This is a genomic window from Nocardia sp. (genome assembly GCF_025465275.1).
Taxonomy (GTDB): Bacteria; Actinomycetota; Actinomycetes; order Mycobacteriales; family Mycobacteriaceae; genus Nocardia.
This window is the reverse complement of sequence record NZ_JAODNK010000002.1, coordinates 24,834-39,027: the sequence shown is the minus strand read 5'-3', so window position 1 is coordinate 39,027 and position 14,194 is coordinate 24,834. Positions and strand designations below refer to the sequence as shown.

Here is a 14,194-nt window from a genome sequence, read left to right as displayed (position 1 = left end):
CGCTGCGGAACTTGCCCGTACCTAGCGGACCAATCGGCCGAGCAAGGACGATGCCGAGATGACGCCGAGGATGGCCGCACCGGTGAGGACCAGGAAGTCGAGCCACAGATTGGCGGGGGTGCCTACCAGTAGGCCGCGGAGTGCGTCGACTTCATAACTGAGTGGATTGATGCGACTGATCACCTGAAGCCACCCGGGCATCAGATCGATCGGATAGAGCGCATTGGACGCGAAAAACAGTGGCATCGTGATGGCTTGGCCGATGCCCATCAGCCGGTCCCGGGCCTGCACGATCCCCGCGATGGTCATCGACAGGCAGGCGAAGAACGCCGTGCCGAGGAACACCGCCGGTATGGTCGCCGCGATCCGCAGCGGGTTCATCGTCATCCCGACACCCATGAGCAGCGAGACGATGACAACCACGACAATCTGCGCAATGGCGCGCACACCCGCGGCGAAGCACTTTCCGGCGATCAGCGCGGACCGCGGCGTCGGAGTCACCAGCAGCTTATTGAGGATGCCGGCGTCACGATCCCAGATGATCTGAATGCCGTAGAAGATCGAAATGAACAGTGCAGACTGCGCAATGATGCCGGGCGCCAGGAAATCCAGATACGGCACCTTGCCGGTCGGAATCGAGCGCAGCCGCGAGAAGGTGGAACCGAATATCACCATCCAGAGCACGGGTTGTACTGCCCTGGTGAGGATTTCGGTCTGATCGTGCCGCAGCTTCTGAATCTCGACCAGGGCGAAGGTCCCGATGCGAGAGATCAGCGCGGGAATGCGGGCCCAGCCCTGTGGGGCTCGGGTGGGTTCAGCCCATTCGTTGGGCTGAACGGCGAGTAGTTCGGACACTGCGCATCCCCGCTTCCGTCTTGTCGTCGTCGAGACTTTCGCCGGCGTAGTGCCGGAACACATCTTCGAGAGTCGCGGCGGGGCCGATCTCGTTCTTCAGCGCGGTCGGTGAGCCGACGGCTCGCAGTACACCCTTGTGCAGCAAGGCAACTCGGTCGCACAGTTCATCGGCCTCGATCATGTAGTGCGTGGTGAGCAGCACCGTCATGCCGTAGGCCCGCCGCATTTCCGCGACCCGCTCCCACACGCTGTCGCGGGCGATCGGATCCAGGCCCACGGTCGGCTCGTCGAGCACCAGAATCGCGGGCCGGTTCACCAGCGCCTGCGCCAGCTCGAGACGGCGAATCATGCCGCCGGAGAAGGTGCCTGCCATCTGTTCGGCGACATCGAGCAGATGCATTGCCTCGAGCGCCTCATCGACCCGTTCCGTGCGTTCGCGGCGCGGCACATCGAACAGTCGCGCGAACCAGGTCACGTTCTGCCGGGCGGTGAGTCCGGCCTCGATCGAGAGTTGTTGCGGCACATAGCCGAGGTTGTAGCGGACATCGGTGGCCTGTTTGGTGACATCGAGTCCGAGCACCCGAACGGTGCCGTGCTGCACCGGAATCAGCGTATTGATGAGCCGGATCGTGGTGGACTTGCCCGCGCCGTTGGGACCGAGCAGGCCGAAGATCTCGCCCCGGTCGATGGTCAGGTTCAGGCTGTCGACCACGGTATTCGCGCCGTAGCGGTGCGTGAGATCGCGGCATTCGACGGCAGGTGGCGATGGATTCATCGAGTTTCGCCCTTCTCCCGCTGCTCGTGCTCATGGAGCAGATCGGTCAGCGTGGTTATGACATCCAGGCCGCGTCGCAGATCGGCGCGCTGGTCGGCGGTCAATTGATCGACGGCCCACGAGACCAGTTCCTGCCTGCGCAGCCGGGTGCTGTCGGCGAGCTGCTGGGCATCGGCGGTCAGTGACAGGCGCATCATCCGGCGATCGAGCAGATCGGGTTCGCGCACCACAAGTCCGGCCTTGACCAGGGCGGTGACAAAGGTGGACACGCTATTGGCGGCCAAACCCAGTTCGGCCGCCGCAGCCTTCACGGAAACGCCGGGCTGGCGGCCGACCAGGCGCAGGAATTCCGCCTGTGCGGCGGAGAGGTCGGGCCCGTCGAACGACCGCCCGGCGATCCTGCCGAGCTGCCGGCGCAGGCGGCCCATCGCGCCGAACAGCAGGGAGAACATCTGTGCGGGCTCGACACCGTCGTGCTGGACCGGGCGGAGGCCTGGTTCGGCATCAGGGGAAGGAGCTGGCATAACCCGACAATACCTCTGCTTCAGAGGTATTGTCCAGGCGGCTCATGGTCGAAGGGCGGCTACTCGTACCGGACCTGCCAGCGTTTGATCCCATTGATCCAGCCCGACCGCAGCCGCTCCGGCTCGGATACCTGGGACAGGTCGGGCATGACGTCGGCGATGGCATTGAACATCAGGTCGATCTCCAGCCGAGCCAGATTCGCGCCGACACAGTAGTGCGTACCGGTGCCGCCGAATCCGACGTGCGGATTGACCTCGCGGAACACGTCGAAGGTGAACGGGTCCTCGAAGGCCTCCTCGTCGAAATTGGCTGAGCTGTAGAACAATCCGACCCGATCACCCTTGCGGATGAGCTGTCCGCCGACCTCGGTATCCGCGGTCGCCGTGCGCTGGAAGGCGGTGACCGGCGTAGCCCAGCGCACGATCTCGTCGGGTGCGGTGCGCGGGCGCTGCCGCTTGTAGCGCTCCCACTGCTCCGGATTGTCGATGAACGCCTTCATGCCGTGGGTGATGGCATTGCGAGTGGTCTCGTTACCGGCGACCGCGAGCAGAATGACGAAGAAGCCGAACTCGTCCGAGCCCAGCGCCTCACCGTCGAGATCGGCGGTCACCAACTGCGAGACGATGTCATCCACCGGGCAGGCGCGCCGCTGCTCCGCCAAATTCCAGGCGTAGCCGAGGATTTCGACCGAGGCATTGGTTGAGGAATCGGTGGTCGTCGCATCACCGAATTCCGGGTCGTCATAGTTGAGCATCTGATTGGACCAGTCGAAGAGCTTGCGGCGATCGGCCTGCGGCACGCCGATCAGTTCCGCTATGGCCTGCAGCGGCAGCTCGCAGGCCACCTGTTCGACAAAATCGCCGCTGCCCTGCTGTTTGGCGGCGTGCACGACGGCCGCCGCGCGCTCCGTCAGCGCCGCGCGCAGCCCCTCGATCGCGCGGGGGCTGAAGCCTTTCGAGATGATGCGGCGGGTCTTGGTGTGCTTGGGCGGATCCATATTCACCAGCAGGGCGCCGGTGAGTTCGATCTGCTCGGGCGTGACCTCGCCGGGCAGCCGGATGATGGAGCCCTTCTGCTGTGAGGAGAAGAGCTCCGGTTTGCGGGAGATCTCCTTGATGTCCTCGAGCTTGCTCACCACCCAGTAACCGCCGTCGCGGAAGCCGCCGGAGGTCTCGTCCGATTGCGCGTTCCACCACACCGGGGCCGTGCGGCGTAATTCAGCGAATTCCGTTACCGGATTACGGGTTTCCCACAGTGCCGGATTGGTGAAGTCGAATCCGGCGGGCATGGACGGCACAGCTGCCTCCTGGAAAGTCACGTCGTTGTGGTCCGGAGTCACCGCTGGCGGCGGCGGTAGCGGACACGGCACGGCTGCTGCAGCTGCACCACCATCTTGGAATGATCATTGCGGTAGGTATCCGACGGCTGCACCATCTCGAATTCCCAGTCCCGCAGCAGAATCGAGAAGATCGCCTTCAGCTGCATGAGCGCGAACGCGGCCCCGACGCAGCGATGCCGTCCGGCGCCGAAGGGAATCCAGGTCCAGCGGTTGAGAATGTCCTCCTGGCGCGGATCCAGGTAGCGGTCCGGATCGAAGGCATCGGGATTCGGGAAGTCCTCCGGAATCCGATTGGAGATGGCCGGGGTCGCGGCCACGAGATCGCCCGGGGCAATCCGGTTTCCGCACACCTCGAACTCGTCGCGCGCCACCCGCATCAGAATGATGAGCGGCGGATGCAGCCGCAGCGTCTCCTTCAGCGTCGCCTCCAGATTCGGAATCTGGCGCAGCGCATTGTGACTGACGTCGGAGCCGTCCGCGTACAGCTCGTCCAATTCGGCGATGACGGTCTGCAGCAGCTCCGGATGCCGCAGCAGTTCGATGACCGTCCATGCCGCGGTGCCGGAGGTGGTGTGGTGCCCGGCGAACATCATGGAGATGAACATCCCGGTGATCTCGCTGGCCGAGAATCGCGGTCCGCCGTGCTCATCCTTGACCGAGATCAGGATGTCGAGCATATCGCGGTCGTCCTTGCCGGCGGGCGTGGCCTCGCGCTGAATCATGATGTCCTGCACCAGTTCGACCAGCTGGACGCGCGCCTCGTCGCGTCGCCGGAAGCTGTCGATCGGTGCGTACGGATCCACGTAGGCGAGGGCATCGGTGCCCTGCTCGAGTTCGTGGTAGAGGTGCGCGAACCGCCCGTCGAGTTGATTGCGGAACTTCACGCCGATCAGGCAGGCGGACGAGGTGTAGATGGTCAGCTCGGCGAAGAAATCGAGCAGATCGATCTCGCCCTCGTCGTCCAGGCGGGCGGCCATCCGGTCCACCTCGTGCGCGATGGTGGCGGCATGCCCGCGCATGTAGTCCGCGCGCAGCGCCTGATTGTGCAGCATTTCGCGACGGCGTTCCGGACTGGCGTCGAACACCACGCCCTCGCCGAAAATCGGCTTCATGAACGGGTAGGCCGCGCTCTGGTCGAGGTCCTCGTCGCCGGAGCGGAAGAAGAACTCATTGGCCTGAGCGCCGGACAGCATGATCACATCGCGCCCCGCGAGCTCGAAGGCTCCGACATCGCCGCATTCGGCGCGGACACGATGCATCAGGGCGATCGGATCGGTCCGGAACTCCTCGAGATGGCCGTGTTCGTGTTCGCCTCCCGAGACCCGTCGCGGCTTGACCAGTGTCATTGGAAGTCCTTCCCGGAATAGCTGCCCGGACACGTGCCGGACACGTGTCCGGACGGTACTACGATTGCAGTCTCGCGACAAGACTCGAATCGGACGTGAACAGGTATCCGATTGCGGCATTATGAGATTGGAGAAGGCCCGGACCTGCGCACCGGCATTCCATCCTTGTGCCCGGCCGAATCTTCGAACTATATTCCGAGCACCTGTCCAGACATGTATCGGAGCCACCCATGAACGGCCTTGTTCCCGTCGGCGGCACGCCCCTGCTGATTGGCGGCAAATTGGTCCCCGGCGGGGCCGGCGTCTTCGCGACGATCAATCCCGCCACCGAGGAGGTGCTCGGCCATGCCGCCAATGCGTCGGCCGAGGATATGGACGCCGCGATCGGTGCGGCCCGCAGCGCCTTCGACGACACCGACTGGTCCCGCGATCACACCTTCCGCGCACACTGCCTGCGCCAGCTGCGCGAGGTCCTGCGCGATCATCTCGACGAACTGCGCGAGATCACCATTGCCGAAGCGGGTGCGCCGCGCATGCTGACGAGCGGGCCGCAATTGGAAGGTCCGATCACCGATCTCGGGTTCGCTGCCGATCTGGCCGAAAACTACGGCTGGGACACCGATCTCGGGCTCGGGGTGACCATGGGGATCACCAGCCGGCGGCGGATTCAGCGCGAGGCGGTCGGGGTTGTCGGCGCCATCACCCCGTGGAACTTCCCGCATCAGATCAATCTGGCCAAGCTCGGCCCGGCGCTGGCGGCGGGAAATACGGTGGTGCTCAAGCCCGCTCCGGACACCCCGTGGTGCGCCGCCGTACTCGGCTCGCTCATCGCCGAGCACACCGATATCCCGGCGGGCGCAGTCAATATCGTCACCTCCGACGATCACGAACTCGGCGCCCGGCTGGTCGCCGATCCGCGGGTCGACATGATCACCTTCACCGGATCCACACAGACGGGCCGATCGGTCATGGCCGGTGCGTCCGCCACCCTCAAGCGCACCTTCCTCGAACTCGGCGGCAAATCGGCAGCCATCGTGCTCGACGACGCCGATATCGCGACCGCGTGCAGCTACACCGCATTCTCGGTGACCGTGCACGCCGGGCAGGGCTGCGCCTTGACCACCCGGCTGCTGGTGCCGCGTGCCTCCTACGACGAGGCCGTTGCTGCGACCGCCGCCACCCTGCGTGGAATTCGCCCGGGAGACCCGGCGAAGGCCGGAACCGTCTGCGGCCCACTGATTTCCGCACGCCAGCGGGACCGTGTCCAACGCTATCTCGATATCGCGCGCGCCGAGGGCGGCCGCATTGTGGTCGGCGGCGGTCGGCCCGCCGCTCAGGAACGCGGGTTCTTCGTCGAGCCGACGCTCATTGCCGATGTCCCCAATACCGCGACCATCGCCCAGGAGGAGATCTTCGGTCCGGTGCTGGTGATCATTCCGCACGACGGTGACGCCGATGCGGTCCGGCTGGCCAATGAATCGCCCTACGGCCTTTCGGGTTCGGTCTGGGGGAGTGACCCCGATCGGATCGGTGCCGTGGTCGCCGGAGTGCGCACCGGGACGCTGAGCGTGAACGGCGGTCTCTGGTACGCCGCCGATGCACCGTTCGGCGGCTACAAGCAGTCCGGCATCGGCCGCGAAATGGGCGTGGCCGGGTTCGAGGAATACCTGGAGACCAAGCTGATCGCCACTCCCGCCTGATCAAGCATTTTGAAACACGCTGTACCGCACAATATTTAGGAGCTTCCATGGCCCGTTTTACCGATCGGTCGGCAATTGTCACCGGCGCCGCACAGGGCATCGGCGAGGTCTACGCCCGCGCACTTGCCGCCGAAGGTGCGAAAGTTGTTGTCGCCGACCTGAATGTCGAGCGCGGCGAGGAAGTCGCGAAGCAGATCACGGCCGACGGCGGCACCGCTGCCTTCTGCCGAGTCGATGTCGCGGATCCCGAATCCGCCGCCGCGCTGGCGGAATTCACCGTCGCGCAGTTCGGCGGCATCGACCACCTGGTCAACAATGCCGCCATCTACGGCGAGATGAAGCTGGATCTGCTGCTCACCGTGCCGTGGGACTACTACAAGAAATTCATGGGCGTGAATCTCGATGGCGCACTGAACGTGACGCGTGCGGTGTGGCAGCAGATGGCCGCGGGCGGCGGCGGTTCCATCGTCAATCAGTCCTCCACCGCGGCGTGGGTGTACTCCGGCTTCTACGGTCTGGCCAAGGTCGGTATCAATGGCCTGACCCAGCAACTCGCGGTCGAGCTCGGTGGCTCAAAGATCCGGGTGAATGCCATCGCTCCGGGGCCCATCGATACCGAGGCCACCTTGACGGTGACACCGGGAAGCATTGTGAAGGATATGGTCTCGCGCCTTCCGATCAAGCGGATGGGTACGCCGCAGGATCTGGTGGGCGCCTGCCTCTACCTGCTCTCCGATGAGGCGAGCTGGGTCACCGGCCATATTCTCAATGTCGACGGCGGGCAGATCATCCGATGAGCGTCGAATCCTCCAGTGTCCCTGTCGGTTTCATCGGCCTGGGCAATATGGGCGCGCCCATGGCGAAACGGCTGCTGGATTGGCCGGGCGGGCTCACGGTGTGCGATGTGAATTCGGCCGCGACCCTGCCGTTCACCGAGGCGGGCGCGCGGGCGGCAACCGATCCCGCGGCTTTGGCAGCCGAGTCGGCGGTGATCTGCGTGACCGTCGTCAATGACGAACAGGTACGCGACGTGCTCACCGGCCCGGCGGGCATTCTGCGTACCGCGGCTCCGGGAACCGTTGTCGCCGTGCACTCGACGATCAGCGATGAGACGGCGGAGCAGCTCGCGGCGGTGTGCGCCGAGCACGAGGTCGAGTTCGTCGATGCGCCGGTGAGCGGTGGCGCGCCCGGCGCCGCACGAGGTGCGCTCGCGGTCATGGTCGGTGGCAGTGCTGCTGCGGTGGAACGCATTCGCGCGCCGTTCGGCTGCTTTTCCGACCTGATCGTGCACGCGGGCGCGGTGGGCGCGGGCACGCGAATGAAGCTGGCGCGCAACCTGTTGCACTTCGTCGCCTTCACCGCCGCCGCCGAGGCGCAGCGCCTGGCGGAGGCTGCCGGGCTCGATATCGCCGCGCTCGGCAAAGTCGTCCGGCATTCCGATGCCATTACCGGCGGACCGGGCGCGATCATGTTGCGCGACACCACGGCACAGATCGACCCCGCCGACTTCTGGTACCCCATCCTCGGGCATGTCCGCGACCTCGGGGAGAAGGATCTGAGTCTCGCCCTGGAACTAGGCGACCGGCTCGGAATTCAGTTGCCCCTCGCGCAATTGGCCCGGACCGGACTCGGCAGCGGGCTCGGGGTCGGCGACACCGCACTCAGCTCAGGCTGATGGTGTGGCCGGTGTGCTCGACCTTGGCGCGCAGGTAGTGCAGGTTGCTCGAGGTGGCGTGGACGGCCGTCGGCACGAGGGTCCGCACACCCACTCCGAGCGCACCGAGTTGGCGTGACTTGTCCGGATTATTGGTCAGCAGATCCACTTCCGTAATGCCCAGTGCGGCGAGCATCTGCGCGGCGGCGGTGTAGTCCCGGGCGTCCTCGGGCAGTCCGAGCGCGGTATTGGCCGCGTAGGTGTCCAGGCCCAGATCCTGCAGCGCGTAGGCGTCGAGCTTGTTGTACAGGCCGATATCGCGGCCCTCTTGACGCAGGTAGAGCAGCACTCCGCCGGCGTCGGTAATGCGTTCGGCGGCCTCGCGCAGCTGAGGTCCGCAATCGCAGCGCGCCGAGCCGAAGACGTCTCCGGTCAGGCATTCCGAGTGCAGGCGGACCAGTGGGGTCCGCGCCGACCGCTGGTCGCCGAGCACCAGGGCGAGGTGTTCCTTGCCGTCGGCGAGGCCGTCAAAGGTGACGGCCTCCGCGACGGTCGAGTACCCGTCCCCGAAGGTCAGCGGGATCGTCACTCGGGTGCGAATACTCGCACCCACTGCGGTGGTGGTGTCCATAACTGCTCCGGTGTTCCGAGGACCTGTTCTGTTCAAATTTGAACCTCGGTGGTCAGCTGCTTATTCCAATTCGAACGATCGCTGTAACCTGGGACTATGGGTCATTCGCGGTGGCTGAACGGCGAGGAACGCCGGGTCTGGCTCGCTTTTGTCACCACCGCGACCCTGCTGAATCGGCGGCTGGATCAGCAGCTCGAGCACGATGCCGGGCTCTCGCATCCGCAGTACGAGATCCTCGTCCGGCTCGATGACGCACCCGGGAACGAGCTGCGTATGAGCGAACTCGCCACGGCCATGTTCAATTCGAAGAGCAAGCTCTCGTATCAGATCGACCAGTTGGAGAAGGCCGGTCTCGTGCGCCGCCGCTCGTGTCCGGCCGATATGCGGGCGGTCTATGCCGTGCTCACCGATGTGGGCCGGGAGAAACTCGAACAAGCCGCGCCGGGGCATGTCGCGGCCGTTCGGGAGCTGTTCATCGACATGCTGACTCCGGCGCAACTCACTGCGATTGCCGATGGCCTCGGGCGCATCAGCCGGCGATTGAGCGAATCCGGCGGCAGCTAAGCCAAAGGCTGCCAGGTCCATGTCGCGGAGATCTCCAGCGGATCTGTCGGCGTGACCAGGCGCGGCAATGTGTTGAGTCCGTTCGGTGGACCGGACTGCGCCTCCACACAGACCGCTTCTGCCTGCTCGTCGTAGATCACTGCCCATTCGGCCCGGCTGGTGATCCGCAGTTCCACCGCACCCGGCCAGGTGAGGGTGACGTCCACGCCGTCGGGCATGCCGAAGCAGTCATCCCACGGGCCCGGTAGCGGGGTGATGCGCCGGCCGGTGGGCAGATAGTCCGCACCGCGCTCCTCCTGCCATGCGGGTTCGAAGGCAAGCTCGACATCCTTGCCGCGGGCGAGGTTTCGCTGGAACCACGGATGCCAGCCGGCCTGTGCCGGGAACGAGTCCGCGGTGGCCTCGACCCCCATGGTGAGGGTCAGGGAGTTCTCGTCCAGCTCGATCGTCTGCGTGACACGACCGGGGAACGGCCAGGGCTCGACGAGGTCGTAAGTCAATGCGGCGGAACGTTTGTCGCTGCGGACGACGGTCCACGCGGTATTGCGACCGGTCCCGTGGATGGCATGCGGGGCACTGTTGATGGGCATCTGATAGCGCTCCCCGCCAGAGCGCAACTGCCCCAATGCGATCCGGCCGCACCAGGGCACCATGGGAAACATGCCGAATTTGGCCCCCTGCCGGAGTAGTTCGGTGTCCCAGAGCCGAAGGCTCGTCACACGGCAGCCGTTCTCGGGATCGATGGTCAGTCCGGCGTCTCCAGCGGACAGCGAGATCTTCGTGTCGGTGGTCACTAACCGACCATACGACTCGAACGGGCTCAGCCGCAGTGGGCTTCGAGGTAGAGCTGCAGGATCATGCGTCCCTGGCTGACGATCCATTCATTGCGCGGGGCATTGCGATAGGCCTCCTCGATGGTGCCCTCGACGATGGCGATCGCTACGGCGAATACGCGGTGCACCGTCGCGAAGACCGCGATCGCATCGGCGATGCTTGTTGCCCGCAATGTCTGGACGTCCTCGGCGATGCGCCGGTCTGTTCGTTCCGCTGCTGTGCCGCGTGCTGAACCGGGAGTTCGTGGTGGAATCCCGGCCCGCTCAGTCGGTCTCCGGCCCGCCCGCCCTGTCGGTCTCCGGTTCAACCGGCTTCGGTCGGCGGCACCGGTTCGTGAGTGCGTCGAACAGCCGGTAGTTCGGAATCAATACGAGCTCTGCGCCTTTCAGTGTCTGCCGTACTCCGCCGACCGTTATGCCGACCCGCCCGTCGTCGACACTGATCTCCTCGACGGCGGGCCATGCGACGGCAGCGCCGCTGGCGGAAATATCGGTGGCGGAGATGTGGATCGGGCCGAAGTCGAGGGTTTCGCCCGCGTCGAGTGCTGCCGCGGCGGCCTCGAAGCGGGCGGCGACGATGCGGTCATGGATTGTTGGAGCCCACTGTTGCGGGTCGGTGTACCCGCCGCGTTGCCAGAAGTCGGTCTCGAAGTATCCGTTGAGCGGAAAGCGTTGTCCCGCAATATCGGTGAGGCCGCCGGTGTACTCCTTCGGCCGACCGTCCTTGCGCCGGAAGGCATCAGCCTGGTATTGGCCGGCGTACAGGTATGCGAGCGTGCTGTCATAGCGCGCGATTCGGATCATCCCATCGGCGCCCACCGCGACGAGCCCGTGCTCGTAGAGCGCCAAGTGTGCATTCTTGTCGATGAAGCGCGACCGTCGGCGAAGCACGGGCGGTATGGCCAGAACGAGGATCCACAATGCCGCCCAGCCCACGCCCGCGGCGGCTCCGGCCAGATATCCCCACGCTCCGCAGAGAACGAGTACGACGGCGCCCCAAGCCAAGTAGCCGCGCCAGGGAATCGGCGGCATTCGCCACGGGTAGGTCGCCACAGGTTTTCCGAGATGCGCTTCGGCAGCGGACTTCTCGACCCCATCCGGCATTTCCAAGTCATCGTGTTCAATCGATTCGGGCACGACGCCTCCTTCATGTCGTGCCGTTTGACGTTACCGTTGCCCGTCGCGTGACGCAGGGAATCGATCCCGGCGAGAGTTCAGGTGGTCCTGCGGCGGACGGTGCGCTCGAGGATTCCGAGGGTGGATTTGAGGGCCGACTCGGGGACTACCGGGAAGACGATGCGGTTCCGCCACTTCTCGCCGACCTCGGACCAGTCGTAGTAGGACGTGACGAGGGTGCCGTTTTCGGCCGGCTCCAGGCGGTAGCCGTAGGCGTGGCGGACATGAGGGCGGAACCGGCCCTCGACGGTCCAGGCGATCTCCTCGTTCGGGGTGAGCTTCGTGATGACGACCTCGACGTCGTACTTGCCCAGGGGTACGTCCCCGAGCGCTTCGCGGTCCATGTGGACCAGGAACCGATCACCGGCCTGTTCGACCGTTTTGCCTTCGGCATCGAGGAGCATTCCTGACGCGTCGATATCGACGTGGCCCTTCGGGTCGGTGAGGACCGCGAAGATGGCATCGGCGGGGGCGGGAATCAGGCGGGACACTTCGATTCGTTCGATGTCCTTGTCCGCGAGCCCTTCTCCGTCATGTGGCATTGGTTCGGCCCACTGAGCGCGCGATGGCCCCGGCGCGAATGCGTCGCCGAAGTACTGAGCCTCGCGGACTACTTCGGCCCCTTCGAATTCCATGATGCTGACGACGTACGAGGGTTGCCCGTCGTACTGGATGACGAGTTCGGTGATCCACAGAGCTCCGCCGCCGAGGATGCGGCGCACGGTGAAGCGTTTCGCGTTCGGCTGGGCGGTCCGCGATGCCTGAATATTGTCCCGGCCGCGGATACGCTCGCCTGATTGCGGATATTCGAGAACTGCGTCGGCTCGGTAGATTTCGTGCTCCGTCGCGAAATCGTTGGCGTCGGATGCAGCCCAGTGGCGCTGCAGAGCGTTCCGCAGATCGTCGTCATGCATGGCGAACTTTCCTTCCCACGGATGTGCCGGTCACTCCGAACGTAAACCCCGCACATATCTCAGTTGCCGAGGCTACTTCGCGTCCCCATAGCACTCCACCACCGCCGTCGTGAAGGGGAACCGAACCGGTGTGGGCCCGAAGGCGATTCGGCCTGCGTTCGCCGCTGCGGTGGCGATTGCCGCGGCGACCGTCTCGGCCTCGTCCTCCGGACAATGCACGATGACCTCATCGTGCTGGAAGAAGACCAATTCGGCGCGCAGTCCCGCGTGGGTCAGCGCATGACGCAGCCCCGCCAACACCAGCAGTGTCCAGTCGGCGGCGCTGCCCTGCACCACGAAGTTTCGGGTGAAGCGGCCTCGCGCACGCGCGCTGGGTGTACTGCCGAACCGCCCGGGATTGTCCTGCGAGTGATCTACCTGATCGGAGGCCGCGGCGACCGGCGTACAGGTGCGGCCGAACCAGGTGCGCACCAGACGGCCTTCCTCGCCGGCACTGGCCGCATTGTCGACATACGCCACCGCGGCCGGATAGCGGCGGCGGAGTTCGGCCATATGGGTGAGGGCATCTCCGGAGGTCTGGCCGTAAATAGCCCCCAGCATCGCGATTTTGGCCTGGGCGCGATCGCCGCCGAAGGCCCGGGCCGCCAGATCCGCATAGAGATCTTCACCGCGACCGGCCACCTCCATCAGCCCCGGATCGCGCGAGATCGCGGCCAGCACCCGTGGTTCCATCTGGTCGGCGTCGGCGACCACCAGCCGCCATCCCGGGTCGGCCCGTATCGCTTGCCGGATCACCTTCGGAATCTGCAGGGCGCCACCGCCATTGGTGGTCCACCGGCCGGTCACCGTGCCGCCCGGCACATATTCGGGACGAAACCGGCCGTCGTGCACCCACTGCTCGAGCCAGGACCAGCCGTGGGCGGTGTACAGGCGGTAGAGCGATTTGTAGGCCAGCAGCGGCGCCACCGCGGGGTGATCGACCTCCTGCAGTTCCCATTTCCGGGTGGAGGACAACAGGATCCCGACGCGGCCGAAGGCCCTGATGATGTCCTGCGGCAGGTCGGGCCGGACCCGCACGCCCGCCCCGAAGGCCCGCGACACCTCCTCGGCCAGCTCTGCCATCCGGCGCGGTTCCGTCCCGCCCGAAATACGTTCCCCCAGCAGGCTTTCGAGTAACTCCCGGTGCACGTCCGCGTGCCAGGGAATTCCGGCTCGGTACATTTCCGCGGCCACCAGCATGCCCGCTGATTCGGCGGCGAGCAGCAGGCGCATGCGTTCGGGATATTCGGTCTCGGCCGTGCGGGCCACCTGTGCCGCGTAAACCTCCAGCAGTGCGGTGAACTCGTCCGTACCGGGCGGTAGCGGCACCGGACCCGACTCGAACAGAGACGGCTGGGTCTCGGCGGCCCGTGCGGGCGCGTCCGGCGGGACCGGCAGATTGTGCAATCGCGCCCAGGACGCGGCCAATGAGCGAGCCTGCCCCGACTGGCCCTGCTCATGACCGATCAACAGCGATTCGGCGGCCTCCACGTCGTAGCAGCGCTCGACCCGCACTCCCGCTGCAAGCAGATGCCGATATATCTCGGAGGTCGAGCGCCAGACCCACCGCTCGACCTCCGGACGTGAGCGCACCGCCTCGGCGAGCGAGGGCTCGTGCAGCACCGGCCCGGCCGGGCGGCCGTCCGGACCCAATGGGCACAGCCGCGCACCCCCCTCGCCAGTTTCCGCCACCGCCCATCTCATATCCCCGAGTCTGGCAGCGGGCACCGACATCACTGTCGATCTCCGCTATCGCGGCGGGTTCTACCCGCGTCAGGGGCCGAGTCCCGCAATACGGACGGGTAACCCCGTGACGCTGTGCATCTGCTCGAAGCGGAGTGCA

15 protein-coding genes are annotated in these 14,194 nt (G+C 65.6%); 4 read left to right on the top strand and 11 right to left on the bottom strand.

Translation table 11 applies throughout. The features are described from left to right. Positions 1–21 precede the first annotated feature (21 nt). From JWN03_RS00605 to JWN03_RS00585, 5 genes are read right to left on the bottom strand one after another with little or no spacing between them, the layout of a single operon-like run. Positions 22–855 (bottom strand): ABC transporter permease, encoded by an 834-nt coding sequence (locus JWN03_RS00605; protein WP_441342919.1) that lies wholly within the window; start codon positions 853–855, stop codon positions 22–24. Further along, positions 815–1,630: an ABC transporter ATP-binding protein gene (locus JWN03_RS00600; RefSeq protein WP_297607995.1), complete on the bottom strand. Its 816-nt coding sequence runs from the start codon at positions 1,628–1,630 to the stop codon at positions 815–817. The genes JWN03_RS00605 and JWN03_RS00600 overlap by 41 nt, the downstream gene beginning before the upstream one ends. Continuing rightward, positions 1,627–2,154, bottom strand: a complete 528-nt coding sequence (locus tag JWN03_RS00595; RefSeq protein ID WP_297607992.1) for a MarR family winged helix-turn-helix transcriptional regulator — start codon at positions 2,152–2,154, stop codon at positions 1,627–1,629. Before JWN03_RS00595 ends, JWN03_RS00600 begins: the two co-directional genes overlap by 4 nt. Positions 2,155–2,213: 59 nt before the next feature. After that, a complete protein-coding gene (locus tag JWN03_RS00590; RefSeq protein ID WP_297608187.1) occupies positions 2,214–3,443 on the bottom strand; it encodes a cytochrome P450 in 1,230 nt (409 codons plus the stop codon). A gap of 47 nt (positions 3,444–3,490) precedes the next feature. Next, complete coding sequence (locus tag JWN03_RS00585) at positions 3,491–4,840, bottom strand: cytochrome P450 (protein WP_297607989.1); 1,350 nt, start codon at positions 4,838–4,840, stop codon at positions 3,491–3,493. A gap of 230 nt (positions 4,841–5,070) precedes the next feature. Here JWN03_RS00585 and JWN03_RS00580 point away from each other — a divergent pair, with 230 nt between their 5' ends. From JWN03_RS00580 to JWN03_RS00570, 3 genes are read left to right on the top strand one after another with little or no spacing between them, the layout of a single operon-like run. Continuing rightward, a complete protein-coding gene (locus JWN03_RS00580) occupies positions 5,071–6,540 on the top strand; it encodes an aldehyde dehydrogenase (RefSeq protein ID WP_297607986.1) in 1,470 nt (489 codons plus the stop codon). A gap of 47 nt (positions 6,541–6,587) precedes the next feature. Further along, a complete protein-coding gene (locus JWN03_RS00575; protein ID WP_297607983.1) occupies positions 6,588–7,337 on the top strand; it encodes an SDR family oxidoreductase in 750 nt (249 codons plus the stop codon). Further along, on the top strand, positions 7,334–8,215 hold the full coding sequence (locus JWN03_RS00570; protein ID WP_297607980.1) for an NAD(P)-dependent oxidoreductase: 882 nt from the start codon (positions 7,334–7,336) through the stop codon (positions 8,213–8,215). The genes JWN03_RS00575 and JWN03_RS00570 overlap by 4 nt, the downstream gene beginning before the upstream one ends. Here the strand turns inward: JWN03_RS00570 and JWN03_RS00565 are convergent. Beyond that, positions 8,202–8,825, bottom strand: coding sequence for a GTP cyclohydrolase II (locus JWN03_RS00565; protein WP_297607977.1), 624 nt, complete (start codon positions 8,823–8,825; stop codon positions 8,202–8,204). The genes JWN03_RS00570 and JWN03_RS00565 overlap by 14 nt on opposite strands. 96 nt (positions 8,826–8,921) lie before the next feature. Between JWN03_RS00565 and JWN03_RS00560 the strand changes: the two genes are divergently transcribed. Next, the gene (locus tag JWN03_RS00560) at positions 8,922–9,389 is read left to right on the top strand and encodes a MarR family winged helix-turn-helix transcriptional regulator (RefSeq protein ID WP_297607974.1); all 468 of its coding nucleotides are present in this window, start codon (positions 8,922–8,924) and stop codon (positions 9,387–9,389) included. On the opposite strand, the gene JWN03_RS00555 is transcribed toward JWN03_RS00560, so the two are convergent. The 5 genes from JWN03_RS00555 to JWN03_RS00535 form a co-directional block, all read right to left on the bottom strand. Continuing rightward, positions 9,386–10,183: an aldose epimerase family protein gene (locus JWN03_RS00555; RefSeq protein ID WP_297607971.1), complete on the bottom strand. Its 798-nt coding sequence runs from the start codon at positions 10,181–10,183 to the stop codon at positions 9,386–9,388. The two genes, JWN03_RS00560 and JWN03_RS00555, sit on opposite strands and share 4 nt — an antisense overlap. Positions 10,184–10,209: 26 nt before the next feature. Then, a complete protein-coding gene (locus JWN03_RS00550; RefSeq protein WP_297607967.1) occupies positions 10,210–10,395 on the bottom strand; it encodes a hypothetical protein in 186 nt (61 codons plus the stop codon). A 91-nt stretch (positions 10,396–10,486) separates the two neighbouring features. Further along, positions 10,487–11,359: a DUF6585 family protein gene (locus JWN03_RS00545; protein ID WP_297607964.1), complete on the bottom strand. Its 873-nt coding sequence runs from the start codon at positions 11,357–11,359 to the stop codon at positions 10,487–10,489. A 77-nt stretch (positions 11,360–11,436) separates the two neighbouring features. Further along, positions 11,437–12,312, bottom strand: a complete 876-nt coding sequence (locus tag JWN03_RS45740; protein WP_441342918.1) for an SRPBCC family protein — start codon at positions 12,310–12,312, stop codon at positions 11,437–11,439. A 72-nt stretch (positions 12,313–12,384) separates the two neighbouring features. After that, positions 12,385–14,055 carry a bifunctional 3'-5' exonuclease/DNA polymerase gene (locus JWN03_RS00535; RefSeq protein WP_297607961.1) on the bottom strand — a complete coding sequence of 557 codons (1,671 nt, stop codon included), beginning with the start codon at positions 14,053–14,055 and terminating at the stop codon, positions 12,385–12,387. Positions 14,056–14,194: the final 139 nt, after the last annotated feature.